Raw genomic sequence first — 25,679 nt, forward strand, 5'->3', positions numbered from 1 at the left:
GAGAGATCGGCGCCCATCGGAGTCCCTTCTGCTACGTTTCCGCCAAGGTATCCGCACTTTTGTCACGGGCGGCGGGATCGTCGCCGCGTTCATCACCACTCATTTGCCTCCGGCGGCCGGTCCGGACATTCCGCTTGTCGACGATAAGGTTTTGCATTTTCTGGGGTTTACCGTTTTGGGGGCTCTTCTGGTCTGGCGACTCGGCCGTCACCCTCGTCGCCCGACGGTGCGGAACTTGCTGCCGTGGTATTTGGCGCTCATCTTGTATGGAGCGTTCGATGAAATAACGCAGCCGCCCTTTGGACGAGACTGTGAATTCCTCGATTGGCTGGCGGATTGCTGCGGCGCCGCCGTGGGCGTCGCGCTGGGGGCGATGGCCACCGGCCGGCCGCAATGAGGATCCGACGTGAGCCGTACCGCTTGGATTGAGATCCGCCCCTTGCTGATAGCGGCCCTGTTCCTGCTCGGCGCGGTGGGATGCCGGCCGGGGGGCGAGCGCCCGCCGCGTCGCGATCGGATCGTTCGCATCGTCGTGATCGGGGAGGCCGAAGACGAGCCAACGTGGGCCGTGGTGCAGGCGACCGCCGCGGCCTTTGTGCGGAACAATCCCCTTACGCACGTCGTCACCCGCGCCCCGCGCACGGCATCGCCCAGCGCGCAACAGGACTTGCTGCGGGCGCTCGAACAGGAAGAGATCGACGCGGCGTGTATCCACCCGATCGATTCCGCCTCATTGCGCGAGATGATCGACGTACTTTCGCAGCGCGGCTTGCCGATTGTTGTTTTCGGCCGGGACGTGCACACCTCCAAGCGGGGATCGTATTGCGGTCCATCGGATTTTGAGATCGGCCAGAAATCGGTCGAGGCCGCGATTCGGGTCCTGGCTCATCGCGCCAAATCGATCATCCTGCTGCACGGCGGTCTGGACTTGGAAGATCGCTCAAAACGCTACTACGGGTTCAAACAGGGCCTGTCGCAGACGACGGGGGTTACCCTGCTTCGCGAGGTGGATTGCCAGGGCGATCCCTTCACTTCGGTTCGATTGGTTCGCATCGAGTCGCGGCGCTATCCGCGGGCGGGATGCTGGGTGTTCCTGGATGATTGGCCGCTTCGCGCTCTCCGAGATGATGAGCCGTTACTATCGTTGGGGGCGACGTTCGTTCTGTGCCATGGCAGCCCTCGATACTTTGAGCGGCTGCGCGACGGCGAGGTCCAGGCGATGATCGGCTACGATTATCAAAAAGCGGTCAGCGAGAGCCTGCTCGCGGCGATGCGCATGGTCGAGGATCGTACCGGGGGGTTTTCCCCGGTCGTGGATGTGCCGGTCGAGATCGTCACGGCCGAGCAGCTGCCGGACTACGAGGCCCGTTGGAAAGCATGGCAACGAGGCGAGCCGTCGCCTCAACGTCAGACCGAACCCTCCGGGAAATGAGCAGGACGGAGCAGCGTCCTTACCGTCCACCCCTAAAAAACGTTCCAAGCGTGCGCAGGAGAATGATCAAGTCCAGCTCCAGCGAAATATGCTTCACGTAATAGAGATCGAGCTGGAGCTTCCGGCGGGCGTCGGCGACGGTCGCGCCGTACGGGTAGTTGATCTGGGCCCATCCGGTCAGACCGGGCTTGATCAAATGGCGCTCGTCAAAGAACGGAATGACCGCGGAGAGTGGGCGGACGAACTCGGGGCGTTCGGGGCGCGGTCCGACGACGGACATGTCGCCTCGGAGGATATTCCACAATTGCGGTAGTTCGTCGAGGCGCGAGCGACGCAGGCGGCGGCCGATCGACGTTGCCCGGGGATCATTCAACGTGGCCCAGGCAGTTCCGGCGTCCTCGGCGCTGGTGGCCATGGTTCGGAACTTGTAAAGGGTAAACAGGCGGCCCCCGCGCCCGACGCGCGTCTGCGAATACAAAATCGGCCCGCGATTCTCAAAGCGCAGGAGACCCGCGACGAGAATGAAGGCCGGGGCGGAGAGGACCAGGGCGACGACGGCGACAAAGACGTCGAAGATGCGCTTGGCGACGGCGTGCTCACGGCGGTGGCCCTTCAAATCGGCCGAAAGAAACCAGCTCGGAGAGATGTGCGAAACCGGAACCTCTCCGTAAGTCGTCTCGTAGAATGTGGTTTCATCCGTGACTCGGCAGCCCAGTCGCAGGCAGGCCAGGGCGGCCTTCTGGTATTCGGGGATCGCGGCGGCGCTTTGGGCGACGACGACCTCCGCCACCTCATGGCGGCGTACGAGATTCTCGACTTCCGACAGGGCCCCGACGACCGGGATATCTCCCGCTCCGCGACGGTTTGCCTCGTCGCGTTCGGGCACGACGACGCCGACCAGACGATAACCCGGGATGGACTGCCGCCGCACCGATCGGATGATGGCCCCGGTAAGAGGTCCCTGGCCGACGACGAGCAGGCCTCGTCGGACGCCCTGCAGCGCGTAATGGCAGATGAGCCGGAATGAGGTCGCTCCGACCAGATAGAACAGCGTCCCGCACAAGGCGGCGCGACGGCTCATGTTCGAATACATGAACAGGTGCATCACGAGCCATGTCGACGTCATCGCCAACGTGACCGTCAGGAGACAGCGAACCGCGATCCGCGATCGGGACCAGAGCGTCGTCGGCTCGTAGAGGCCGAAGATGCACCCTGCCAGGACGACGGCGCTGGCCAGAACGATGTTTGCCAGGGCGATGCTGTAGTCCGAGAGGATCGAACCCTCAATGGTCCACCACACGAAGAGGCGATTTCCGAGAATTGTGCCGCCACAGACGATGGCCACGTCGATCGCCATCCACGCCGCCCGCGGAAGGTGCAGGAGCGATCCGCCAATCAGGTCCAATCCCGACCGACGTGCGGAAATCCGGGGAGCGGCCGGGACCGGAACCGGCGACAATCGAGCGGGAATCGCGAGATCAAAACTGAGGATGGACTGGGATGACAACGGTGGGCCTTTCTCCGGCGGTTTCTGACGTACATGGGTATCGGACGCACCTTGACGGGAATTGAGTCCCGATTGGGATTCGTCATATGGGACGTGGGCGGGGACCCGTTCCATCTGGCAAAAGCGGCGCAGCGATTCGGACGCAAGCGGAGGGGACCGACCTCCGATAAGCCAACGGGACGTGACGGACATGTCTCGACGCAACTATTGGTGATCCGAAGAAACGCTATGAAATGCCGGCGTCTGAACAACTTCCCGCGCTATTTGCCTCTGAAAATCATCGGCGGGTGGCTGGTAGCGTTTATTGTCCTCGCGGCAGCGTCAAGCGGCGGCTGTACGTCACACGCGTGCATGGACGAATTTTCGGTGGAGTTGGATACCGTCTCGCTCGGTCCTGAAGACCTGGGAGCGACGAGCGAACAGTTCGCGATCGGCGGCCGCCATATCGATGCATCGCCTTCCACGGGTCGATTCCCCGCCGGGTTGGCGGTTGCCAAGGTGGTTTCAAGGGCGGACGGCGCTGCGACGAGGAACCTTCGAATCTCGGAGATGCCCACGGACCAAGTTGCCTATTGGAACGGCCTTCTCGATTCTTTGCCGCCGGTACGCGAAGTGGCGGTTCTGAAAGGCCAGGGACTCGATCCGCGGGGCACGGCGTGGAGCGAGATATTGCGGGAAGCGGCGCGAATCGATTGTCGTCTGTGCCTGATCTACGGTCGGTGGGAGCGAGGGGAGGGCGACGCGGATTTGATCGGGGTGCTGTGCGATGCGCGCGAATCCCGCACGCTGAGCGCCTTCCGGGTTCCCATCGTATTTGACGACGTACGCTATGACGACGAGCAAGACCGACGGCCCCCCGAAGGAGTCCTTTCGCCAGCGGAATATGATGCCGAGGCCGAGCTTCGAGGGCTGGTCCGAGATGCAGTCTGGGATCTGGCGAAGCGCGACGAGCCGACAACGACCACGCAACCCAGCCCCTGGCAGACCGACGACTGGCTCTCCCCGCGCGACGATCGTTTGATCATTGAAGTTCAGCCGACCTTCCAGCGCGGGCCATGATCACGACCCAGTTCGCCAAACCATCGATCCGGCATGCCGACGCCAACGCCACTCCTGCAAGCGGCTCCGAATTCCTGCGCCGGGAGGCGACGTCGCTCCTGGGATACACGTTGTTCCTCATCTATCTGTCCCTCGTCCCGTTCGATCTGGACATTCGATCCCCGGCGGCGACGACTGGGAGCACTCTGTTTGGTCTGCGGGCGGCGCAAATCAGTTTGCCGGACATTGCTGCGAATATTGCGTTTTATCTGCCCTTTGGGGCCATATGGTTCCATCTGCTGCGCCAACGGGGTCGTTCCCGGGCGTCGGCGGGGCTGTGGACGACGATCGTCTGCACCTCTCTCAGTGTGGCGATTGAACAGGCGCAGCGGTTATTTCCCTCCCGCGTCGGGTCCTGGGTGGATGTGAGTTCAAACCTCGTGGGGGCGCTACTCGGCGTCGGGATTTTGTGGCTTGGGGAGGATGCCATCCGCCGGGCCGCGGGACGAACCCGGGAGTTGGCGGCACGCCGTTGGTGGCTGGTCGTCAGCCGCGCGTTTGTCGTCATCGTACTGTTGGTTCAACTTCGACCGTTCGATCCGGTCATCGATCCTCATCATGCTGCGGCGTCGGCGCTGCGGCGAACCGACGCCAGGCCATGGGCGCGATGGCAGGAATTGGAAACCAGGGTGAAGGCCCACCATCCAGGGAACCCCGAAGTGGCGGCAATGCAACTGTCTCGCTCGCGATGGGAATACGGCCTGGATCGCGTCGTCGATGTCGCGTTGTATGCCGCGGTCGCCGCGTTGTTCATCGTGGGAAGATCGCGCAACGGCTCCATTGCCCTTGGACACTACATTATGGCCGGGTTGGTCAGTGTCGGTCTGGCGGCCGTCGCCACCGGGGCACGGGTCTTTCTCATTTCTCACGGCCTGGACACGTTGCAGATCGCTTGCGGCCTCGTCGGGTGGCCGATCGGCTGCTTCTTCGGATGGGCGTGGGCGCGGCGCGTCACGTCCCGTTCCGATGCCGCCGTTGTGACGCGAACAGGGCCGCCTCCCGTGACATGGCAGCGCGGGTTGGCGTGCGTTGGAATTGCAATGGTTATCCTCTACGAGATCGTGCCCTTTGATTTCAGTAAAAACTCGCCCGCCGGTCTCCTTGCGCATGCAAACGTCTCGGTCGTGCCTTTCGCTGCCCACAGGGAGTGCCGCATCAATCAAGCCCTCTACGATCTGAGCGGCGACGGATTACGGTACGCCATCGTCGGCATGGGGCTGGCGATGCTTCTCCGAATCGGGCATCGCCGCCGCGAGACGCGGGTTTGCGTCGCTCTTGCGATGCTGATTTGCGCCGTCTTGGAGACGCTCCACCTATGGATGCCCAGCCGGTTCACCGATGTGACGACGCTCGCGATGGCGGCGGCGGGATCGTTTGCGGGGGTCGCAGTCCTTCAATGGGCACAAGGGCTATATGCTCGGCTGGCGACCGTCGTCGCGGCGGACCCGCTTACGTCGCAGTTGATGGAAGGTGCGACCTACCAGCCGTTGCCGGCGCCGGCGGCCCGATCGGAGATTCGCCGAGGCGAACCACGTGCCGGTACTTCCCCGAAGGATCCGGCTCGATCCACTCCACGACGTTGAGGTGGACGGAGATATCTCCGCCGATTCTCTTCTTGAGTTGCCTGACAATGGACCCGCGCTCGGCTTCCGTCAGCTCGCGCCGCAGGACCACCACCACGTCGAGATCGAGATTCGGCCGCTGGGCGATCCTGAATTCCCGGATCGCCGGAACTTCGCGCAAGACGTAGATCACCGACAAGCCGTGGGCGTGGCCCCCGTCGGCGGTGCGCAGCATGTCCGTCTTCCGTCCTTCGATGGCAGACAGAGTTTCAAGCCCGCGGCCGCAAGGACAAGGCTCGCCGGTGCGGCGGGCCATGTCGCCCGTTCGATAGCGAATGAAAGGCATTCCCAGCGCGTCGAGGTGCGTGATGGTGATTTCGCCACAATCCCCCGTGTTCGTGGGGCGACCCGCCGCGTCGAGCAATTCAACAATGTGGCTCTCCATCGTGACGTGGTAGGCCCCCAGGGGGCATTGGTGGGCGATAAAGCCGCCCTCACGCGAGCCGTAGCCGTCCGCCACGGGAACGGAGACCGACTCTTCGAGGACTGCCCGGTCGGCGCGATCAAACACCTCACCGGTGACGAAGACCGCGCGAAGAGAGGGTGCGCGGATCGGCCGACCGGTCTCCCGTGCAAATCGAAAGAGCCGTGCGAGGCTGCTGGGGTATCCAAACAAGTGGACCGGATCGAAGGATTCCAGCTCGCCCAAATAGCGGGACATCGTTCGGGGCGTCATGTTGAACGCGTCGAGGAGGCGGTGATTGGCGAGGCGATCGCGAAGGGCGCGGAGGCGGTCCTGCGCGGTGAGTTCGACCGGGGAACCCCAGAGATAGAGTTCGCGCCGGCCGAGGTCGATGCCGAACCAGCGGCGGGTACGGGCCCGGGCGGCCTGATCGGAGGCCTGGCGGGGCCGATCCATCATGAATGAAAGCGGCGAGCCGGTGGACCCGCCGGTGGAATAGGGAAAGAGGCCGCCGGGAGTTTTGGGGTCCGCCATCTCGTGGGCGTGTTCCGTGATTTGAGTCTTGGTGAGCGGGGGCAGGCGAGCGAAGTCGTCCAGGCGGGCGCGGGCAGGGTCGATTCCGGCCTCATCTAAACGCCGGCGATAAAAAGCCGATCGCCTGTGGGTATGGATCAGAAGGCGGCGCAGTTTGGCTTCCTGGAGACCCTGGAGATGACGGTGCGACCACCATTGCGACTGCTCCAACTGCCAGAGGTAGCGGAGTGTTCCCCGGCCGAGCAGCCTTTCGTGTGCGGGGAGGATCAGATGTTTGACAATGGAAGGACTCATCAATTTGACTAGGGACAGGCAACAAGGACCCTGTGCGGCGGGGCCACGCGTCGGGTGGACTTCAAGTAACGGTCGTGCCAGGCCTCGAACATCAGCAGCTTCCAAAGGGTCGGGCCGTGCCGGCGGCGGCCGGACAGGTGTTCGGCAAGAAATTGCTTCATGATCGAGGCATCGAACCAATCTTGGCAGGCGGAGTTCCGGGCAAGGACTCGTGATTCAAACTCCGCGCGCAGCGGCCCTTTGAACCAGGCATCCAACGGGACCTCGAATCCCGCCTTTGATTGCGAGGCGATCGCCGGATCGAGGCGGCGCGAGAGCAGGGAGCGCAGCGGCCACTTGCCGGCGCGGCCGCGGATTCGCATGCGGGGCGGGATGGACCAGGCAAACTGCACGAACTCGTGGTCGAGCATGGGCGAACGGACTTCGACGGCGTGGGCCATGCTCGCGCGATCGACCTTCGTAAGGATGCCGTCGGCCAGTCCGAGGCGAATGTCGGCATATTGGCACTTCGACAGGTGATCGGGGGCATCACAGCCGTGGTAGTGTCCGCGGGAGTGCTCGAGCGGGTCGTAGTCGCCGAGTTGCGCGGCTACATCCGGATTCAGCAGGCGCCGAACATCGTCGGGTCGGAGCGTCGAAATCGAGAGCGCATGCGCCGTCGCCGCATCGACCGACAAATTCGCCAGCGTCGCGCGTGCGCGCAGCGGACGCGGCAGCCATGAGCGGTCGGGATAGAGCCGGGCCGCAGCGCCGAAGGCGGCGCGACGAATGGACGACGGTACGAGTTTTCTTACTTGCCCCTCGTAGCGATCGAATCGGTAACGCCGATAGCCCGCGAGGATTTCGTCCCCGCCATCGCCGGAGAGCAGGACCGTGGCGTAGCGCTTGGCGAATTGGGAAAGCTGGTAAGTGGGGATGGCGGAGGCATCGGCAAATGGTTCATCGAAGAACTCGCAAAGCGTGTCCGCCCAACCCACGGACTGCGGGCGGACGATGGCGTCGTGATGGTCCGTTCCGAGAAGGGCCGCTACGGTGCGGGCCTTGGCGCGTTCGTCAAAGTCCTTTTCGTCAAACCCGCAGGTCAGCGTCACGACGGGGGCTCGCGACGTTTTCGTCATCGCCCAGGCCACGGCGGTGGAATCCAGACCGCCGCTCAGAAATGCGGCGACCGGCACATCGGAGACGAGGCGGCGAGACGTCGCCCGTTGCAAGTTTTCCCATAGCGAATCGGCGAGTTCGTCCAGCGGGCGGTCGCTCAGACCCTGGTACGCGAGGTCCCAATAAGGGCGGACCGTGACGCGGCCATTTTGATACGTGAGTAAACTGCCCGGAGGCAGCTTATGAATGCCAGTGAAGATCGTCCTGGGAGACGGGATGAAACTGTACGTCAGATAGTCGGCGAGAGCGGTCGGGTCGAATTCCGCGCGGACTCGTGCGGCGAGGAGCGACTTTAATTCCGAGGAAAAGAGCAGGCGGTCATCGTCCAGGCAATAGTAAAGCGGCTTGACGCCGAGCCGGTCGCGGGCGACGAGCAGCCGGCGGCGCGGCTCGTCCCAGACGGCGAATGCAAACATGCCGGCGAGACGGTCCACGCACCGATCTCCGTGTTCTTCGTACAGATGGACGAGGCATTCGGTGTCGCTCGCGGTGCGGAAGATATGGCCGCGCGAGGCCAGGTCGTCGCGGAGTTCGCGAAAGTTGTAGAACTCGCCGTTGGCGACGGCCCAGATCGAGGCGGTTTCATTGCTGAGAGGCTGACCACCGCCAGTCACGTCGATCACGGCCAGGCGGCGATGGCCCAGGGCGACGTTTGGCGCGTCGTGGCGACCGAAGCCGTCCGGCCCGCGATGGGCCAGCGTGGCCGCCATTTCATCGCGCGCGGAACGGTCCTCCAGGGAGAGCGGAGCAGAGCTGACGATGCCGACGATGCCACACATTGGAGCGCTCGCAAGAGGACCGGGATTCGAAAAACGGGCAATAATCCCTTGTTTTCTATCGGCAATCGTTGCCTGGCAGGCCGTTCGGTCGGTTGGCAGACCGTGGAAAACCCCGCGCAACTGGCGGAGGACCGATTACGGCGATATAGTTAAGGAAGTCACGCAAGACCTGTCGGAGCACCACATGTCCCCCCATGAACATCTGCTGGCGTTTTTTCCGAACCTCGGCTGGCAGGAACTACTCATCATCGCGTTCATCGCCCTGCTGATTTTCGGGCGCCGGTTGCCGGAAGTGGGCCGCTCGCTCGGCAAGGGGATCGTGGAATTCAAAAAGGGGCTGCAGGACACCGGCGACGAGATCAAACGCGCGAATTCCACGCCGACGAATTCGGGAGGCAGCGCCGCTCACAGTCCATCCGAAAAGAAGTCCGAGCCTCCGAGCGGGGAATGATCGGCAGTCACCGTCCTCGCCACACTTCTGGAAGCCTCTCAATCCGGATTGCGATCGCCCGCGAGCTGCTCGATGAGCAGGCCGATGGCCTGTTCCACGGTGGCGGGGGTGGCGTGGCCGGGGATTTCCAGCGGTTTGATGAGGGCGAAACCGATGGCGGCGTGGATGAGTTGCCAGGCGAGACCGCTCGCGGAGACATCCTCGCGCACCTGCCGGGCCCGCTGGGCGCGGCGGATGACGTTTGTGAGAAACTGAGCATAACGCTGGTAGTGCTCGCGCAGGGCGGCCTGAATCTTCGGCTCATTGAACTCGGCCTGGGCCGAGAAGATGACGCGATAGAGCTGCTTGGTGCGAGGATCGGTCGTGGCGGGGTTGAGCCGCAGCAGGACGCGCAGTTGGTCCTGGGGCGATTTGAGCGGGGCGATGGCCTTGCGCCACTCGCGAAGGACTTCCCGGCCGACTTGTTCGAGCAGAGCGACGAACAACTCCTGCTTGCTCGCGAAGTGTCGATAAAGGACCGGTTCAGAGATTTGGGCCGTGCGCGCCAGCAGCGCCGTCGTCGTACCCTGATAGCCGTGTTCGGCGAAGCAGGCGATGGAGGCTTCCAGGAGTTGCCGCCGTCGATCCGTGGCCTTCATGCGCGGCGGTTTGGCCATCCGTGTTAGTTCCCGGAATTGGGCAGCCGATTGGCGGTCGCCGTTCCCGGGCGACCCGAAGCGCCCGTTCGTGCTCTTTGTGTCGTGGGGGATCGACCGCGCGGACGCTTGTTTCCGTGTTGGGCTGTCCACTCCGCGACGGGCACGCCGATCAGTTTTCGATCGTCGCCCATCACGGCCGGGGCGATGAATTCGGCGATAAACTCGCGGCTGGTGCAGTCGGTGTGCCGGCCCTCATACCCAAAATCGCTGAAGTCATAGCGATAGGGCACGTTGTGCAGCTTCGCGTATTGGCGTTCGGTGTCGGGGCCTCGTTGGTCCGGCAGGCGAAAGCCCACCAGGCCCGCGATCCCGTCTTCGGCCGAACTGCGATCGACCGTCCCGGTGTACCAGACGACGTTTTTGAGGATGGGATCGAACTCGGAATGGACGACATACAAGCCGCCGCGAACCCGCCGCAGCGCGCGAGTCAGATCGTATTTGCTGGACAAGCTGCAACCCAGGAAAACCGCGCGGTCGATCTGGATCCCCTCAGGGAGGTATTCCAGCGCGAATGCGGCGATGCCGGTGCCGGCGGAAAGGGCGATCAAATTGATCTTCTGACTGGGATATTGGCGTCGGTACCGTCTGATCTCGGCGGCGAGTTCCGCGGCCTTCGAGCGGTTGCGCGAGAGGTTCATCTGATCGCCGGCATGCGTCAGGCTCTGCCAGGTGAAGACATCCACTTCACCGAGATAGCCGGCATCCTTGAAACCGCCGGGCACGTCAATGGAACCAACATAACCGATCGGCCCGGCGCCGCCGAGGTAAAAGGTCAGGCCCTCGCTACGGTCGCCATCCTGCTGCGTCTGCGCGAGGAGCCGGACGGCCGTTCCGCAACCGGACGACAGTAAGGCGAGCGGCGCGAGGAGAAGAATGAAGAAAGGGAAATATCGCAAAGGGTAACGCCGGGTCAATATTCGTTCGAGGCACCCACACGGTCGGCATGCGAGAGCGGACGCCGCCGCGAACGAGCAATTATAGACGCGACCGGCGGTATGTCGAGCTTAACCGATTTGTCAGGCCGACTTTCTTTCAAAAGGGCGGCAGATCTGGATGCTTCCGCGGCCGGATTTCTTGGCCTGGTAAAGGGCCCGATCGGCGGCGGCAAGCAAACCCGCCGGGGTCGCCGGGCGATTGTTCATCAGGGCGGCAATTCCCGCGGTGACGCCGGGGACCGTGCGTCCGTCAAACATGACCTTGACGCGTTGGGCGAAGAGCGCCATCAGGCGCTTGGTGAGCCCCATGGCGTCCTCGGCGCAGACGCCGGGCAGAATGAGCACGAATTCGTCTCCGCCGAAACGAACGGGAATGTCATCGGCGCGGAGGCACTGGCGCAGAAGTTCGCCAAGGAAGGCCAGCACCTCGTCCCCCGCCTGATGGCCGCGCTCGTCGTTGAGCCGCTTGAAGTGATCGAGATCGAGCATCACCAGCGAGAGGTCGAGGTCGGCGCCCTGGTGGGCGGCGAAGATGATTGGAAGCTGTTCGTCGAGGAAGCGGCGGTTCTTGACGCGCGTCAGCGGGTCGAGCCACGCCTCGCGCTGGAACTTGCGCAGATCGCGCGAAATCTCGCGCGTCTGGGAGGCAAGCTGGAGCGCCATGCGCCGCTCCACGCGCTCGGCCTGACCACGCCAGTGAAAGGCCTCCTCCTTCAGGCCGTTGACGCAGCGGGTCAGCTCTCCCAGCTCGCCGGGCTCCGGTGTTGCATCGGCCAGGGCCGAGTCCGCCCGGCGCTTGCTGGAGACCTGCAACAACCGCTCGATGGGCCGCGCAACCCGCCGCCGGAGGGCCCCAGTAGCCAGTAACCACCCGAAGGCTGCCGTGGCGGTCACGAGAGCGCAGAACCCCCATCGCGTAGAGCTGAGTCCGGCGAGATCGATCGCTCCCATCAGCAGAACCACCCGTGCCGGGCGCTGCGGGTCAAACTGCGGCCCCAGATTGATGTCCACGCGCTGGATCACCGGAAATTCGGCGGCCAGTTCTGGGGGCGAAGGTCTCTCCGGGGCCGCTCCCGACGAATCAGTCGGCTGATCGGGATGGAGAAAGGAAACGAGATCGTCGTGGCACATGGTCTGAGCCACGCATTCGCCCTGGGGGTTGAAGACGGCGGCCGCAAGAATGGCAGGCTGCAAGGCGAGGTTCTGGCAATCACGCCGTATCTCGTCGGCAGAGAGCCGGTTGTTGGACCGCCATTGCGCGGCGAGCGTCTGGGCCAGGATAGACGCAGCCGATTCCTGCGCGCAGCGCGCCTGGTGATGGAGCGTGAGTTCGTGAAATCCGAGGGAAACGACGACGACGGGCAATATGGCGACGACCAGCCACCGACGAAGGAGTCGATCGAGCGAAGATCCTCGATGACGCGGCGCTGCCGGCGCCTCGGAGGCTTCGGGGCGAAGTGAAATACCCAATCTGGCGTGGTCTTCGAGTCGCAAGTGGTAATCTGTCCGCTGCCTCCGCACGCGGCGCGCGGAGACTCGCCGGTCCTTTCAGACTAACTCTACGATTTAGTCAAGCGGCCGGGGGGGGAGCAGGTCCGATAGGACTATTTCGCGAGGTCCGCGGACGCGGGAGTCGCTGCCGGTTGGGTGGAAGGTGGCGGCTTTCGCGGCGGGCGGACCGCGCCGAAGCTCTCGGACTTGGCGCGGATTTCGCTTCCGCGCTCAGGATTGCGCACCGCGTGAAAGGTCCCGAAACACAGAATCGGCCCCGGCCGTTGCGGCAGGATCGAAAGGATGTTGACTTCCGCGATGGGCGTCATCCACACGCGATAGCTCCCGCGATAGGTCCCATCCTTGCCGGTGATCACGGAGCAAACCCCGGTGTGGATGTTGAAGCGCTGGTTGCCGGCCGGCGACAGGATAGCGGCGCGGACCTCGCGCTGTCGAAGCGGATAGTCGCGGCCGCTGCCGGCGGGGGGGCCGTCGAGGGCAAAGGAGAGGTCGATTTCCACGTCGCCGAGCCTGCCAAGAAACAGGTTGGCCTTGCGGCATTGCATGGCGAGGTTGAATTCGCCGGTTTCATCGAGCCACCAGTAACACTCCTGTGCGTTGAAACGCCACGGCTCCGTGCGGGGCGGATCGATGGCATTGGTGTTGAGGGAGATGAAGTTGATCCTGGCGGAACCGGAACAACCGCAGAGACTAATTGCGAATAGCGAAAAGCGAATAGCGAAATACGAGGCTGTCGCCGTTGGCGTCTTCATTTCGCTATTCGCTATTCGTAATTCGCTATTCAATGCTTGGGCAGGGGAAACTGCTCACAAAGCTCCAACACCTCGCCGTGGACCGCGTCGATCGCCGCCTTCGCGCCACCCGATGAAAGGACGCGATCGATCAGCCCTGCGATCCGCCTCATCTCGTCCGGGCCCATTTTACGGGTCGAAAGCGCCGGGGTGCCCAGACGCAGTCCGCTCGTCTCCATCGGCTTGCGCTCGTCGAAGGGGATCATGTTCTTGTTGACGACAATGCCCGCCTGGCCGAGCCAGTCTTCGGCCATCGCGCCGGAGACGTTGGGATAGCCCTTGCGGAGGTCGAGGAGCATCAGGTGATTGTCCGTGCCGCCGGAGACCAGGGATTGGCCGCGCGACAGGAGCGATTCCGCCAGGGCCTGCGCATTGTCGAGAATGAGCTGCTGATACGCCTTGAACTCCGGTCGCAGCGCCTCGCCAAAGGCGACCGCCTTGGCGGCGATGATGTGCATGAGCGGCCCGCCTTGCAGACCAGGGAAGACCGCCGAGTCGATCTTCTTGGCCCACGCCTCCCGGCACATCGTCAGGCCCGCGCGGGGGCCGCGGAGCGTTTTGTGCGTCGTCGTCGTCACAAATTCCGCAAACGGAACCGGGCTGGGGTGCAGGCCGGTCGCGACGAGACCGGCGATGTGGGCGATGTCGGCCATGAGCAGCGCGCCGACCTCCTTGGCGATGGAAGCAAAGGCGGCCCAGTCCCAGAGGCGTGGATAGGCCGACGCGCCGGTGATGATGAGCTTGGGCTTGCAGTCGCGGGCGAGGCTGCGGACCTCGTCCATGTTGATCCGGCCGGTCTCGCGGTCCACGAAGTAGTGCGTCACGCGGAACCATTTGCCGCTGATGTTGACGGACTTGCCGTGGGACAGGTGGCCGCCGTGGTCAAGGTGCAGCGAGAGAATCATGTCGCCGGGCGTCCGCACGGGCTCGCCGGGGTTCTTTTCCTTCTGCTCGGCCTCGTCGAAGCGCGAGCCGGGGTTCATCGCGGCGAGCAGCACGGCCTGGTTGGCCTGGCTGCCAGAGTGCGGCTGGACGTTGGCATGTTCGCAGCCGAAGAGGGCCTTGGCCCGGTCGATGGCCAGCCGCTCGACGGTGTCCATGTGCTCGCAGCCGCCGTAGTAGCGCTTGCCGGGGTATCCCTCGGCGTATTTGTTGGTGAAGACAGAGCCGGCGGCGGCGAGCACGGCCGCGCTGACGTGGTTTTCCGAGGCGATCAGCTCCAGCGTCCTGGCCTGACGCTCTTCCTCGGCGACAAAGGCCTTCCAGAGTTCGGGGTCTTGATCGGCGATGGGATTCTTTTGAAGGCTCATGGCTGACTAATCTAGCGCAAAAACAACGATCGGACAACTGATCCGCGTCGAGGAATAGGACCAACAGGTCGATTAGGCCCTATTGCTCGTTTGTTTTGTCCAGCCGCCCGATCACGCGCGTTTCATCCGGCGAGATCATCTCGTACACCGTATTGCGCCAGGCGAAGCGGCGCGTGCCGATTGATGACGCGAAGACCGACTGGTGCAGCATCCCCGCGAAAAAGATGCCGGCGATGTCCCAAGCGGCATCCTTCCATGTCACATCGGGCGGCCCGAGGATCTGCCGAACCGCCAGTTGCCGGAAGGTGACGAGCGCCAAGGTCAGAAGCATGACGACCATCCAGCCGGCGAAGGCCCACCAACCGGCGGTCATCGAGCCGAACCAGCCCAGCAGGCAAAGAAAAAAGAGCACGGCGGCCGCCGAGCCGCCGAAGACAAAAACGGTGCATAACAAGAGGCCGGTGCGCCAGATGTCCGGGGCACAAACCCGGGTGATGATCAACTGCCGCCGGGCAAACTCAAAAAAGCCGCGCAGCGTCGTGCGGTCATGGCTGGGGATCAGGGCCTGGGGGACGAAACGGATGATGAGCCCCGCGTCGCGAACCGCCCGCGTCATCTGGTAATCGTCGGAAAGCGCGTGGCTCCAGCGGCGGGCGATGTCGAGCGACTTGAAGCGATCGAGGCGGACGGCGGTCGCACCGCCCCAGCAGAAGTTGCGTTGCTCATCGCGGATAAGGGTGACGCTTGCGGCATTCCAGACGGAGCGGAGACCGTTGGCAATTCCACCCGACGCACAGTACCAGCGAAAGCCTGTCGCCGCGCCGACGGCCTCGTCGTTCAACGGCGCCACGAGATGGCCCAGCCAGTCGGCGGAGGGGACGGCGTCGGAATCGAGGAAGACCAGGACCTCGCGGTCCGGCGATACCTGCTCCACGGCGGCCAGGAGGTTATGGATTTTCTGTGAACGTTGCTGTGTCAGCCCGGCGACGACGCGCCGGTGGCGAACCAGCGTCCAGTCCGCCGTCCAGCGGCCGATCGCCTCGTACGCCGGGTCCTCCTCCGATTCGAGGGTAAAGATGATCTCGTAATCGGCGTAATTCTGGCAGCCGAGGCGCCCCACGGTCTGGTGCAGCCGCTCGTCCACGCCGCAACAGGGCAAGATGACCGCGACACGGGGCTGATAGAGAAATCGCCCTTCCGCGTCTTTCAGTTTCCTGGCCCCGGCCGTGGTTCGACGGACATAGAGGTATAAGCCGAGCGATTCCCTGACCAACCAGAATCCCTCGTAATAGGCCAGCGCGGTGAAGACCGCGACGACGAAATACACCCAGGTTTCGGCAGATAGCTCCACGAATGGCATCTTAAGGAGTCGGTACCGGCACACAAACACGACGCGATTGTCGGTACAATCTCGTGGCTGGCGGAACCGGAGCAACGTTGATGCCGAAAAAGGCCGTGGTATTGGGATGCGGGCTGGTCGGGGCGACGATGGCGCGCGACCTGGCGGGAGACGGCGAGTTCGACGTTACGGCGATTGACGTCAGCCAGGCCAACCTTGAACGGCTGAAGGGATTCCCGCGCCTGCGGACCGAGTGCCGCGACCTCGGCGGACCCGCGCAGATCAAACAGGCCGTCGCAAACGCCGACATCGTCGTCGGGGCCATGCCCAGCACGCTCGGCTTCATGACGCTCCGCGCGGTGATCGAATCCGGCAAACCCTTCGCCGACATCTCGTTCATGGTTGAGGACCAGACCGAGCTGGATGGTCTGGCGAAGAAGCACGGCGTCTCGGCCGTGGTCGATTGCGGCGTAGCGCCCGGTCTGGCGAATGTGATCATCGGGCACTGTGCGGCGCAGTTGGACGCGACCGACCGCGTGGTCTTCTATGTCGGCGGACTGCCCAAGCGCCCCAGGTGGATGTACCAGTACAAGGCGCCCTTCGCTCCGGCAGACGTGTTGGAGGAGTACACGCGGCCCGCGCGGATGGTCGAAGGCGGACAGATCGTCACCAAACCGGCATTGTCGGAACCGGAACTGATTGACTTCCCTCCTGTCGGCCCATTGGAGGCCTTCAATACGGACGGCCTGCGAAGTCTTTTGAAGACGATTAAAGCGCCCAACATGGTGGAAAAGACCCTGCGCTACCCCGGCCACATTCAGTTGATGCGCATCCTCCGCGAGACGGGGTTCTTCAGCAAAGATGAGATTGAGGTTCGCGGCGTAAAGGTCCGACCGCTCGATGTTACCTCCAAGCTCCTGTTCCCCTTGTGGACCTACGAGCCGGGTGAGGAGGAATTCACGGTCCTGCGCGTTATCGTCGAGGGTCGTAAAGACGGGCGGCGGCTCCGACACACGTACGACCTTTATGATGAATACGATCGGGCGGCGGGCCAATCCTCGATGGCCCGGACGACCGGCTTCCCCTGCGTCATCGTGGCCCGGCTCTTGGCCGAGAGGCGATTTCACGAGCCGGGAGTGCATCCGCCGGAGTACCTGGGCCGCCAGACGGGGTTGCTGGAGCACCTGCTCAAGCAGCTTTCAAGCCGCGGCGTCAACGTGACTTATCGCACAGTGGAGCCGGCGAATTAATCGTTGCGACCCACGGACCATTCCTGCAATAGGCCCCCTCCCCTCGCGACATTCATCCTTAGAGCCGGGCGTAGTCCCTGCGCCAAGTGGGAGAGGAAGCCATGCGATTTTCTATTCGCCCCGCCATCTTCGCGGGTATTTCGGCGACGCTGCTGGCTTCCCCGGCCGTCGCCAGCTTCCACCTCATGCAGATCGAGCAGGTGATCGGGGGCGTCAACGGCGATCCGACCGCTCAGGCGATCCAGCTTCGGATGCGCGCGGATTTCGAGAACTTTGTCAGCCAAGCGCGGATCCGTGTCCACGACGCCGCCGGCGCCAATCCAATCGTCGTGATCAACATGACGACCAATGTCGCGAACGGCACGACGGGCGATCGTGTACTCATCGCCAGTGCCAATTTCTTCGACTACACGGCGCCCGGCGTGGAACCAGACTTCACGATGACCAATCTCATACCGGTCTCCTACCTCGCCGCCGGCTCGCTCACGTTCGAGAGCGACACCGGCATCATTTACTGGCGGCTCAGTTGGGGCGGCGCCGGTTACACCGGCTCCCATGCCGGGAACGTCATCAACGACCCCAACAGCAACTTCGGACCGGCCTTTGCCGGGCCGTTGCCGACGGGTGGTCATCAGGCGTTGCTCTTCCAGGGCGCCGCCACGGCCCAATCCAACTCCAACTCCACCGACTATGCCCTCACGCCGGGCGCGGCCACGTTCACCAACAACGCGACCGCGCCCTTCCTTGTGACTGACCCCGGGTGCAACACCTGTGCCGGCGATGTGGATGGCGACAACGCCGTCACCGCCCTTGATATCCAACAGTTCACGAATTGCACGGCGAGCAGCAGCCTGATCCTGCGTACTTGCGGCTGCGCCGACGAAGATTTCAGCGGCGTGCTCGATCAGGCCGACGTCGACGCCTTTGTCGATGCCGTGCTGAACGACGAAACGCCGACCTGTTTCGAGTAAGCACCCGGTTGCACGCCCCCCGAGGGCTCGAACTCCGGCAAGGGCGTGGCCGGGTCTTTATAACAATTTCAACGCGGGGGCGAGCCATGTCTGGGAGGAAAAATCATGTCGAAGAAACCTGCCTGCCTTGTCCTGGCGGTACTGGGATTGGGGCTCGCCGCGGCGACCGAATCCCGGGCGTCGATGGGGACCTTGACTTGAACGTCTTGCCGGAGCCGGCAACGCTTGCGCTGTTGGCGCTCGGTATCTTTGCAGTGCGTCGGCGCCGTTAGCCGGATCCAATTTCGTTTGTCCTAACTTTCCCTCCACCCGAAGATCTCCATTGGCGGTTCATCCGCCGTCAATGGAGATCGGGCCGAGGAAATATCGCACTTGACAGGGTGGATCCTCGCTCTACAATTCGCCCAACATAAGGGATTCGATATGCGCGCCGCGAACGGGACAATTCGATTTTCGCCAATGCCGACGGGTCGGCATGCGGGCGGCGCGCGCGAATCGCTTATCGCATTGCGCCCCGTCAGCTAATCGCCCCCTCCTCTCGCTTGATCGGATTTGTGCATTGACCCTGTTGACGATTCGCGCTGCGCCGCGCGGGCGGCCCCGCTGCGCTGAAAATGAAGTATGGAAAAGGAAGACGAAAAGACTATTTCGCAGGTCCTCGCGCCGGAGGACATTCGTGCGGGCGATTATGTGTCGATCCTGCACGTGCTCGGGGAGTTTCTGCCCTTGTTTTTTGAACAGCCCTGGCAGCCCGTCGAGCCGATCCGTGTGATGCTTTATCCCTGTTCGGTCCAGCCGATGAAGGTGGTCGAGGTTTGCCTGCCTTTCGTGCTCGTGCGAAAGGTCAACGGAAAGCACGAGACACTCGACGTGCGGCAGCACCGCCTGGCCCGCGTGTCGAAGGAGTTCGGGCGGAAGGCGTTCAAGCGATTTCAGGTGGATGCGCACAGCTCCGCGCGCCAGAAATGACTCCAACGGGTATCGTTCGGTCATTCGTCGCGGCAGGGGCAAGCCGTGCGGTGGAGGCGTCGGGCGAAGTAGAGGCACAGGACAGCAACGAGGGCGTAAAAGGTACGGGGCAGGAAGGCATCGATCCGAAATCCGCCGAGCGACGTGTGCCCGAACGCGTTGTGCAGGGCGGCGAACCCCAGGAAGAGACCGCAGGCGAGGAGGATCGCGGGCATGAGCTGCCGTTCGACGTAGCCCTTGCCGCCGCATCGGGCGCAGGGCGGCGCCGACTCCGTGACCGGCCCCCGATCGTCGCGACGAGTTGATGCCGCCGTGTCGCCACGCTGCCTCCCACAGTTCCAGCAATTCGTGAACTGCGTCTCGATCTCTTCGCGGCAATTCGGGCAGGCCCATGTCGCCGCCATGCGAATCGGCGTGTCACAAGTCGGACATCTCGTTTCGCCCTCGCCCCGAAGCTCGTGTCCGCACCGCGCACAATATGTACGCTGCCGCAATGACTTGTGGTTGGCGAGGATTTGCCGGGCGCGCTCGGCGTCTGCTTCGTCGGTCACCCAGAGCGAAGGCGCGGATTCGGGTCCGAAGGGAAGTTCGCCGCGCGCGGCCCAAAGGGCCTCGCCCTGCACGACCGCGCGGATGCCGTGCTCTTCCAGGACGCCGAGGAGGTGCTGGGCCTCGAGCGGATCGGCGGGTTGGGCGACGCGGACCATGGGATGTTCCAATCAAGCTAATCAAGCGAGTCTGTTCGCAGCGTGCACGGGCATTTTCGCCAGCGAGTGATGACCGCGAGGCCGAGGAGAACAATTACAATGAGAAACATCTTGCCCAAGTTCCAGTACTTGTCCTGCAAAGTCTGGAAACGCCCAAAGCCGAACTCAAAGAGGGCCGCGCCAACGGCCATCGAGGCGTAGGCTACCAGGAACATCGGGATCCAGCGGCGGCGGACGCGCCCTGCGCCCCTACATACGAGGCACGCGGGGTTCGCAAGCGTGTCCGCTCCCTCTCCGCTCGCCGCGCTTGATCGCGCTTGCGCCGCAATGACTCGTACCGCGTCTTCCTGAGGTCTGCGACATTTCCAACATGCCTCGAACTGCGTACCCATCTGCTCGCCGCAGGGACAGATCCATTCGCCTGTCACGCGGAAGGGCGTGCCGCACTCGGGGCAACGCGCTCGGTCGAGTCCGCGCAGGTCGTAGCCGCACTTGGAACATGACGCCGGATTGGGTTTTCCCTCCTTTTCACCGATGAGCCGAACGGCCCTTTCGACATCTTCGTCGTGCAGAACCCAGATCGTCGGCACGGTATCGAAAGGAAGTTCACCGCGCGCGCCCCAGAGCGCCTCGCCCTGCACACAGGCTTTGATGCCTTCGTCCTCCAACAGCGAGACGAGGATGCGGGCGTGCAAAGGGTTATCTGCGGAGGCGACGCGCGTCATGGGGAAATTGTAATCGACCGACACGCGTTGCTGAATGCGGCGGGTGCCGAGGGACCGATATTCCATCAGGCGTTCGCAGGGCATCATGAGTCTTGGCGGGCTGGTCGGCCGTTTCGTAGGTTAGAGGATACGGACCGGCGCGATGGCGCGGTCCGGGTTTTCTCCGGGAGGGAAATCACGTGGGCGATGTCTTGAAGGCCATTGCGGCGATCGTGCTGGTCGGGGCGGCGGTCAAGTACGCGGCGCATCATGTGGTCAACAAAGCGATCGCCAAGTCGGGCGAGCCGGGTGGCGGATTTGAGTTCGAGTGCAAGCCGCTGGAGATTCCAGAGACGAACTTCAACTGGAACGCGAACTGGATGGCGGACACGGGCGTCGTGTGGCAGGGGGGCCGCGCCACGGGCGACACGGACACGCCGCAGGCGCGTTCGGTGCCTGCCGAACCGACTCTTTCATATCAGCTGGCAACCCCGGCGAGTCGCGAGCGTGCTGTGCAGGCCCGCAAGGAATTCGAGTCGATGCGCAAACAACACGACGCGATGCGTAAGCAGCAAACCTGGTGAACGGCTGGGGAAGCGGCGGTTTGGTTTTTCCCGTCGGGGTCGCAATGGGTCACGCGATTGCCGCTAGGAGGGCGAACTCCTGGCCGGTACCATACCCTTGGACAGTGGAAGGGGGAGGCAAACGGGGTGGCGAGTATGTCCTCGACGCTTCAGATCATCCATCGCGCCGGCATCGACAAACTCGCCGAGGTCATCCAGCACGCCAACAGCCCCACCTGCCCGAAGGGGATGCTCGAGATCAATCCGGCGTTCGGCTGTGAGTTCCGCTGCGCGTACTGCGGAATCTATGCCCTCGAGAAGGAATACTTCGGCGAGGTGATTGTCTACGACGACTATCCGGACTATCTCGATGAATGGCTTACGAAAAACCATGCCGCGATCGACGACTACTACTTCTATTTTTCCGCCAAAACGGATTGCTTCCAGCCGGCGCTGATCGAGAGCGGGATCACGCTGCGAATACTCAGAATTCTTAAGAAACACGGGGCGCGGTATTTCCTGGTCACGAAAGGGGGGTTGCCGCCGCAAGATATTCGTGATGCGCTGGTGGATGCGCGCGACCTCAATCAGGTCATCATCAGCGCCACCATGCCGAGCGAAGATTGGAGGCAGCTCCTTGAACCAGATGCCGCGCCGCTTGACGACCGACTGGCGCTGGCGCGATTCTGCATTGAGCAGGGCATTTTCGTGACGGCGAGCTGCTGTCCTGTCCTGCCGATCGGCGATTTGGCCTACCTGAAGGACATCCTGCGGCGTTGCGTCGCCGCGGGGGTGATGCATTTTTACTTTGATTGTGCCCGACTTTCCCGGGAGGCCGTGCTCAATCTCAGCGACTTGCTTCCCGAGCACCGCGACGAATTCGAGCGCCGCTATTTCACCAACGAGGCGCAGGTCACACGCTGGCCTATGCCGCATCGGAACTTGACGATCGACAAGTTCCAGCCGTCGTTGCCGTACATGCTGAGCGCGTTCCAAACCCTTGCGGACTACGTGCGCGAAGCAGCGCCGGAGGCGACCGTAAGCGTGTGCAATCACTTCGTCACGGCGAAGTGGCTTCCGGGTTTTAACGCCGGGGCGCGGGCGAAGTGCATCTCCTGTATCGGACATCGGTTCGCCACGATCGGGCATTCATCGTGCCCGACGTAGCGGTCGAAGTAGGGCTGCCAGGTCCAGTCTGTAGCGCCCGTGAGTGGCCGACGCCGCGTCAAAAGAGAATGATCGCTATGGCGATTATGACAGACACCATTGCGAAATAGACGAGCGGGAAGATCCACCGGCAACGGCGATCGATGAGATGTCCGGTGTCCTGCTTCCCCTTCCGATCGAGCGCGCCGACCACGAGGTTGATCACGACGGTGGCAGACACGGTCAGGAAGCTGATATTCAGGAAGCCGTGGATCAAAGTGACATAGGAAATGCGCGGCAGGATGTCGTTCGTCACAATCAGATAGGCTACGCTGGTCAGGATCCCGATAAAGGAGACGCTGATGCGATCGCCCAGCGAGGAGCGATCCATCCAGAACACCGAGAAGGAGAGCAGAACGATCATGGCCAGCGGCACAAAGATGAGCCGCACGAAGTAAAATGACTGTCGTCGCACTTCGACGCTCAAGACGAGCGCGGACGAGACGCCCCGGCGTCCGGCGTAGGTAGCGGGGCGGTCCCGCGCGGATATGGCGATTCCGGTTACGGTCCATTGAGGGACCCGAAGGGCGTCGGCCGGGTAACCGCCCGCCCGTGGCTCCGCCTGAAGCTCGACCTCGCCCTTGTCGAAACCGAACACCTCAAAGACGGCTTCCAGTTGATGGTGATCAAACGGAAAGCGCCTCATCTTGAGTTCGGTTTTGGCGACCGCGTTCACCATTTGCACCAGCGTCTGGGTGCCGTCGGGCTGTGACCGGAGCACGACGCCGCTCTTGTCATACATTCCGGCTTCGTTGACGAGAACATCCTGGGGGTACCAACTCGGAGAGATTTCGTCGAACTGGTAAGTGCCCTGATAGATCTTTTCATTGACGCCCGCCGCCCTCGGGTCGAAGGCCTGTCGCGGGTCCTTCCATTGGAGCGTGAGGACGCCGGTGAAATCAAAGGTTTCCGCCTCATCGTCGATGGCGTTGAGGCCGTGAAGGTGGAAGTTTGCCTTGACCACTACGGGGCCGCCGTCTTGGGGAGGGCCGAGGAGGAAGGGCTGGGTCGCGGGCGATTGAGGGGGCGTACCGGCGGGCTGGGCGGCAGACTGGGCCAAGGCGATGGACGCACTGCAAAGGGCGCCCAACGCGACGGCGAAGAATCTTGACATCATGCGGCGATTATGGCGATTGCCGGGTGAAGGGCAACCTTGACGGGTGAAACGCGTACGGCGAGCGTGTCTGGGCGGAGAGCAGTGATCTGGATTTCTTGAATGAGTTTTCGTTCTTTCCGATTTTGTGCCTCATTCCTGAAAATGTGGTTACCCGGAAGGGATCGTAATGATCGGAGCGCCCTCCTTGGCCTGCGTATCGGTGAGGGAGAATATGAACATCAAGAACGAAAAGAGCGACTTTGATTGCATGTCGCGATCATCGATCCAAAACCAGTGATTTCGATAGGGAACGGCGAGGAAGGCGTCACCGGGCCGGGAGCGCGAACTATGGATCTTGATGAGCGGATGAACCGGCTCGCCCTGAAGCGTGTCGTCGGGCATGGTCGGGTTCACCCGATTCTCCTCCACGTGGCCCGCCGGCACCTCAATGCTGGAGGCCGAATCGATGAGGATTTCGAGGACGGACCTCGTCAAGATGGCAAGTTCACTGCTATCTTTCGCGATCGAGCCATAGGCAATCCTGAATTCGCCCGCGGCCGGATCAAGCCCCAGCGTCTTTCGGACAAAAGCAATGTCCTCCTCCGTTGACGCATCCACCCGGCCCCGGAGGTTCATCACCAGACCTTCCATCTCCTTCGTCTTTTGCACCCTCAGCCCCATCGCGCCGGAGTCCTGGATTATCCGAAGCCGCCTAATGAGCGGGTAGAACTCAGGGTCCGCCGGGTGCGCCCGCGCGGAACCCCCGTACCGGTTTCGGATACCGTTGACGGAGTGCACACAGACCCGCAGGACAAAATCGATGGGATAGCCGGCCTCGATCAGGCTCAATACGGCGGGCGGCGGGATCGGCTTCATGAGGGTCCGGGTGAACTTCTCTCCACTGAGGGGCATATAGGTGATGGTCGGCCGGTCGTTATAAGCCGCGATAGCCCCGAAGGTCTGCGAACTGCTCAGAAAAGGGCTGCCATACGTTCCGCCCCAATTGAGCGCGCCGGTCACGGGGTCGGCTAGATTTCCGGAGGCCCCGAGGGTATGGGGATTGCCCGAGGATTGGTTGTTGTACGTCCCCGCCCAATTAGTCCCGGCCACGATCTGAAACTGGCTGATCACCGAAGTCACATCCAGGAAGACCGGGGCGTCTGCGTAGCGAATCTTGACGAGATTAATGAGCATCTGCTGCTTCCAGGAGTCGCCGATGGCGGCGGCGTAGTCAAAACGGGCGGGGACCACCGTGCTGGGCCCGATGCCTGAGCAGCCCGTGAAGGCCAGTACGCCGAGCGGAAGTGCGGCCAGCAACAACTTCTTGAGCGAGTTCATCTTCGGCACCTCGGTGATTTCATACGGATGCCCCAAGTGGTTCTGTGTGGCGGAACCTGGGACCTCCTCCCGGTTTTGCGATTGAGGCCTGTTAGCCACGCCATCGTCAGCGTGGGCGGCTTGACTTGGACGGTCGCAGAATCAGCGTGAGGAGTCCATTCATGCTTCGTCCGACGATTATGGCGAAGACCGCGCGCAGGGCAAGGCTGGAGCCGAATAGCGAGAGAAGGCACATAGGCACGGAGGCACGAAGTGGCGGGCGGGGAAGTGTTAGGTTTTCTCGACGCGCGGCGATCGGCAGATTAGAGAAGTGGCCGGGTCGCGGGCGGGACGCCCACGCTCCCCTTGGAGGCCTTACGGCTTGGCTTGTCTCGAGGAAGGTCCGGCGCGTTCGTAGGTGACGATGCGATCCTTGTATCGCTCTTCCATCTGCTTCGCCCACTCGTAAATCTTGTGCGGGTCGCCGCCGCACTTCGCGACGATTCGGCGCCGTGCCGCTCGGACGCGATCCACCACGGGGTCGTCTTGCGTCATGATTCATCCTCCGAGAAAAGCTGGTCCGGAGTTGTAACGATAGGAATCGCCAGGCCAAGTTCCGCGTTCACCGCGCGGAGGTGATCTACCTTGTTGGCATTCGCCAAATGGCGACAATTCCAGGTCAACAAGAAATCCATTCCATAAAACGAAGCCGCCGCAAGATGATAGGCATCACCAAAGTCACTTTGCGGCATGAGGTGTCGGCGAACATAAACGCTCGCAATGGACTCGATCTCCGGTGTGACGCCGAGGATCGGCAGGTCGTGGACGAGTTCAAGCGCATCCGATTTGCCCGGATAGTCGCCGTCCTCCAGTTCGGCCATGGTGAAAACGGATGCGTAAAGATCGTATCGCGCTCTTTCTTGAGCCCACCATCGTCGCGTGCTTTCGCGGCGCGCGATCATCTCAGGCTCGGTCCGCACTTCGTAAAAGAAGCTCGGGATCGTGGTTTCGATGTAAACGCTTCGCTTCATTC

The 25,679-nt window shown here is 62.8% G+C and carries 24 protein-coding genes; 10 read left to right on the plus strand and 14 right to left on the minus strand.

Annotated elements, in window-relative coordinates:
• Positions 1-103: 103 nt before the first annotated feature.
• Both VJZ71_03000 and VJZ71_03005 read left to right on the plus strand, forming a co-directional pair.
• A complete protein-coding gene (locus VJZ71_03000) occupies positions 104-397 on the plus strand; it encodes a VanZ family protein (GenBank protein ID HKQ47021.1) in 294 nt (97 codons plus the stop codon).
• A 9-nt stretch (positions 398-406) separates the two neighbouring features.
• Positions 407-1,432: a substrate-binding domain-containing protein gene (locus VJZ71_03005; protein HKQ47022.1), complete on the plus strand. Its 1,026-nt coding sequence runs from the start codon at positions 407-409 to the stop codon at positions 1,430-1,432.
• 19 nt (positions 1,433-1,451) lie between these two features.
• Here VJZ71_03005 and VJZ71_03010 read toward each other — a convergent pair whose 3' ends face one another.
• Positions 1,452-2,939 carry a sugar transferase gene (locus tag VJZ71_03010; GenBank protein HKQ47023.1) on the minus strand — a complete coding sequence of 496 codons (1,488 nt, stop codon included), beginning with the start codon at positions 2,937-2,939 and terminating at the stop codon, positions 1,452-1,454.
• Between the two features lie 228 nt (positions 2,940-3,167).
• On the opposite strand from VJZ71_03010, the gene VJZ71_03015 reads away from it, so the two are divergent.
• Positions 3,168-3,998, plus strand: a complete 831-nt coding sequence (locus tag VJZ71_03015; GenBank protein ID HKQ47024.1) for a hypothetical protein — start codon at positions 3,168-3,170, stop codon at positions 3,996-3,998.
• The gene (locus tag VJZ71_03020; GenBank protein ID HKQ47025.1) at positions 3,995-5,620 is read left to right on the plus strand and encodes a VanZ family protein; all 1,626 of its coding nucleotides are present in this window, start codon (positions 3,995-3,997) and stop codon (positions 5,618-5,620) included. Before VJZ71_03015 ends, VJZ71_03020 begins: the two co-directional genes overlap by 4 nt.
• 1,278 nt (positions 5,621-6,898) lie before the next feature.
• Here VJZ71_03020 and asnB read toward each other — a convergent pair.
• A complete protein-coding gene (asnB, locus tag VJZ71_03025; GenBank protein HKQ47026.1) occupies positions 6,899-8,827 on the minus strand; it encodes an asparagine synthase (glutamine-hydrolyzing) in 1,929 nt (642 codons plus the stop codon).
• A 184-nt stretch (positions 8,828-9,011) separates the two neighbouring features.
• Here asnB and VJZ71_03030 point away from each other — a divergent pair, with 184 nt between their 5' ends.
• Positions 9,012-9,278 (plus strand): twin-arginine translocase TatA/TatE family subunit, encoded by a 267-nt coding sequence (locus tag VJZ71_03030; protein ID HKQ47027.1) that lies wholly within the window; start codon positions 9,012-9,014, stop codon positions 9,276-9,278.
• A 38-nt stretch (positions 9,279-9,316) separates the two neighbouring features.
• Here VJZ71_03030 and VJZ71_03035 read toward each other — a convergent pair whose 3' ends face one another.
• The 6 genes from VJZ71_03035 to VJZ71_03060 form a co-directional block, all read right to left on the minus strand.
• On the minus strand, positions 9,317-9,934 hold the full coding sequence (locus VJZ71_03035; protein ID HKQ47028.1) for a TetR/AcrR family transcriptional regulator: 618 nt from the start codon (positions 9,932-9,934) through the stop codon (positions 9,317-9,319).
• Positions 9,935-9,939: 5 nt separating this feature from the next.
• Positions 9,940-10,872 (minus strand): hypothetical protein, encoded by a 933-nt coding sequence (locus VJZ71_03040; protein HKQ47029.1) that lies wholly within the window; start codon positions 10,870-10,872, stop codon positions 9,940-9,942.
• Between the two features lie 120 nt (positions 10,873-10,992).
• Positions 10,993-12,405, minus strand: a complete 1,413-nt coding sequence (locus VJZ71_03045; GenBank protein ID HKQ47030.1) for a GGDEF domain-containing protein — start codon at positions 12,403-12,405, stop codon at positions 10,993-10,995.
• Between the two features lie 110 nt (positions 12,406-12,515).
• A complete protein-coding gene (locus VJZ71_03050) occupies positions 12,516-13,175 on the minus strand; it encodes a hypothetical protein (protein ID HKQ47031.1) in 660 nt (219 codons plus the stop codon).
• Between the two features lie 29 nt (positions 13,176-13,204).
• Positions 13,205-14,524 (minus strand): serine hydroxymethyltransferase, encoded by a 1,320-nt coding sequence (glyA, locus tag VJZ71_03055; GenBank protein ID HKQ47032.1) that lies wholly within the window; start codon positions 14,522-14,524, stop codon positions 13,205-13,207.
• A 79-nt stretch (positions 14,525-14,603) separates the two neighbouring features.
• Positions 14,604-15,875 carry a glycosyltransferase gene (locus VJZ71_03060; GenBank protein HKQ47033.1) on the minus strand — a complete coding sequence of 424 codons (1,272 nt, stop codon included), beginning with the start codon at positions 15,873-15,875 and terminating at the stop codon, positions 14,604-14,606.
• 62 nt (positions 15,876-15,937) lie between these two features.
• Between VJZ71_03060 and VJZ71_03065 the strand changes: the two genes are divergently transcribed.
• The 3 genes from VJZ71_03065 to VJZ71_03075 all read left to right on the plus strand — a co-directional run bounded on the left by VJZ71_03065 (position 15,938) and on the right by VJZ71_03075 (position 19,053).
• Positions 15,938-17,113 (plus strand): saccharopine dehydrogenase C-terminal domain-containing protein, encoded by a 1,176-nt coding sequence (locus tag VJZ71_03065; protein ID HKQ47034.1) that lies wholly within the window; start codon positions 15,938-15,940, stop codon positions 17,111-17,113.
• A 101-nt stretch (positions 17,114-17,214) separates the two neighbouring features.
• The gene (locus VJZ71_03070) at positions 17,215-18,084 is read left to right on the plus strand and encodes a hypothetical protein (protein ID HKQ47035.1); all 870 of its coding nucleotides are present in this window, start codon (positions 17,215-17,217) and stop codon (positions 18,082-18,084) included.
• 621 nt (positions 18,085-18,705) lie between these two features.
• Entirely contained in the window at positions 18,706-19,053 is a 348-nt protein-coding gene (locus VJZ71_03075) for a hypothetical protein (protein HKQ47036.1), read from the plus strand.
• 20 nt (positions 19,054-19,073) lie between these two features.
• Here the strand turns inward: VJZ71_03075 and VJZ71_03080 are convergent, their stop codons facing one another.
• Together VJZ71_03080 and VJZ71_03085 are read right to left on the minus strand one after the other, a co-directional pair.
• Positions 19,074-19,772, minus strand: coding sequence for a DUF2007 domain-containing protein (locus tag VJZ71_03080; protein ID HKQ47037.1), 699 nt, complete (start codon positions 19,770-19,772; stop codon positions 19,074-19,076).
• A 5-nt stretch (positions 19,773-19,777) separates the two neighbouring features.
• Positions 19,778-20,551, minus strand: coding sequence for a DUF2007 domain-containing protein (locus VJZ71_03085; protein ID HKQ47038.1), 774 nt, complete (start codon positions 20,549-20,551; stop codon positions 19,778-19,780).
• Between the two features lie 113 nt (positions 20,552-20,664).
• Here VJZ71_03085 and VJZ71_03090 point away from each other — a divergent pair, with 113 nt between their 5' ends.
• Both VJZ71_03090 and VJZ71_03095 read left to right on the plus strand, forming a co-directional pair.
• Positions 20,665-21,048, plus strand: coding sequence for a hypothetical protein (locus VJZ71_03090; GenBank protein HKQ47039.1), 384 nt, complete (start codon positions 20,665-20,667; stop codon positions 21,046-21,048).
• 135 nt (positions 21,049-21,183) lie between these two features.
• Positions 21,184-22,194: a radical SAM protein gene (locus VJZ71_03095; GenBank protein HKQ47040.1), complete on the plus strand. Its 1,011-nt coding sequence runs from the start codon at positions 21,184-21,186 to the stop codon at positions 22,192-22,194.
• A gap of 58 nt (positions 22,195-22,252) precedes the next feature.
• Here VJZ71_03095 and VJZ71_03100 read toward each other — a convergent pair whose 3' ends face one another.
• The 4 genes from VJZ71_03100 to VJZ71_03115 all read right to left on the minus strand — a co-directional run bounded on the left by VJZ71_03100 (position 22,253) and on the right by VJZ71_03115 (position 25,677).
• Positions 22,253-23,350 carry a hypothetical protein gene (locus VJZ71_03100; GenBank protein HKQ47041.1) on the minus strand — a complete coding sequence of 366 codons (1,098 nt, stop codon included), beginning with the start codon at positions 23,348-23,350 and terminating at the stop codon, positions 22,253-22,255.
• A gap of 147 nt (positions 23,351-23,497) precedes the next feature.
• Positions 23,498-24,667 (minus strand): hypothetical protein, encoded by a 1,170-nt coding sequence (locus VJZ71_03105; protein ID HKQ47042.1) that lies wholly within the window; start codon positions 24,665-24,667, stop codon positions 23,498-23,500.
• A 354-nt stretch (positions 24,668-25,021) separates the two neighbouring features.
• A complete protein-coding gene (locus VJZ71_03110) occupies positions 25,022-25,201 on the minus strand; it encodes a hypothetical protein (GenBank protein ID HKQ47043.1) in 180 nt (59 codons plus the stop codon).
• A complete protein-coding gene (locus VJZ71_03115) occupies positions 25,198-25,677 on the minus strand; it encodes a type II toxin-antitoxin system VapC family toxin (protein ID HKQ47044.1) in 480 nt (159 codons plus the stop codon). Before VJZ71_03115 ends, VJZ71_03110 begins: the two co-directional genes overlap by 4 nt.
• Positions 25,678-25,679: the final 2 nt, after the last annotated feature.

Source organism: Phycisphaerae bacterium (assembly GCA_035275405.1).
GTDB lineage: Bacteria > Planctomycetota > Phycisphaerae > UBA1845 > UTPLA1 > DATEMU01.

What these genes read in the sequence shown, in the direction of transcription:
- VJZ71_03015 (HKQ47024.1), top strand. Translation starts at nt 3,168, where the DNA reads ATGAAATGCCGGCGTCTGAACAACTTCCCGCGCTATTTGCCTCTGAAA.
- VJZ71_03020 (HKQ47025.1), top strand. Translation starts at nt 3,995, where the DNA reads ATGATCACGACCCAGTTCGCCAAACCATCGATCCGGCATGCCGACGCC.
- asnB (HKQ47026.1), bottom strand. Translation starts at nt 8,827, where the DNA reads ATGTGTGGCATCGTCGGCATCGTCAGCTCTGCTCCGCTCTCCCTGGAG.
- VJZ71_03030 (HKQ47027.1), top strand. Translation starts at nt 9,012, where the DNA reads ATGTCCCCCCATGAACATCTGCTGGCGTTTTTTCCGAACCTCGGCTGG.
- VJZ71_03035 (HKQ47028.1), bottom strand. Translation starts at nt 9,934, where the DNA reads ATGGCCAAACCGCCGCGCATGAAGGCCACGGATCGACGGCGGCAACTC.
- VJZ71_03050 (HKQ47031.1), bottom strand. Translation starts at nt 13,175, where the DNA reads ATGAAGACGCCAACGGCGACAGCCTCGTATTTCGCTATTCGCTTTTCG.
- glyA (HKQ47032.1), bottom strand. Translation starts at nt 14,524, where the DNA reads ATGAGCCTTCAAAAGAATCCCATCGCCGATCAAGACCCCGAACTCTGG.
- VJZ71_03070 (HKQ47035.1), top strand. Translation starts at nt 17,215, where the DNA reads ATGCGATTTTCTATTCGCCCCGCCATCTTCGCGGGTATTTCGGCGACG.
- VJZ71_03075 (HKQ47036.1), top strand. Translation starts at nt 18,706, where the DNA reads ATGGAAAAGGAAGACGAAAAGACTATTTCGCAGGTCCTCGCGCCGGAG.
- VJZ71_03085 (HKQ47038.1), bottom strand. Translation starts at nt 20,551, where the DNA reads ATGGAATATCGGTCCCTCGGCACCCGCCGCATTCAGCAACGCGTGTCG.
- VJZ71_03095 (HKQ47040.1), top strand. Translation starts at nt 21,184, where the DNA reads ATGTCCTCGACGCTTCAGATCATCCATCGCGCCGGCATCGACAAACTC.
- VJZ71_03100 (HKQ47041.1), bottom strand. Translation starts at nt 23,350, where the DNA reads ATGATGTCAAGATTCTTCGCCGTCGCGTTGGGCGCCCTTTGCAGTGCG.
- VJZ71_03105 (HKQ47042.1), bottom strand. Translation starts at nt 24,667, where the DNA reads ATGAACTCGCTCAAGAAGTTGTTGCTGGCCGCACTTCCGCTCGGCGTA.
- VJZ71_03110 (HKQ47043.1), bottom strand. Translation starts at nt 25,201, where the DNA reads ATGACGCAAGACGACCCCGTGGTGGATCGCGTCCGAGCGGCACGGCGC.
- VJZ71_03115 (HKQ47044.1), bottom strand. Translation starts at nt 25,677, where the DNA reads ATGAAGCGAAGCGTTTACATCGAAACCACGATCCCGAGCTTCTTTTAC.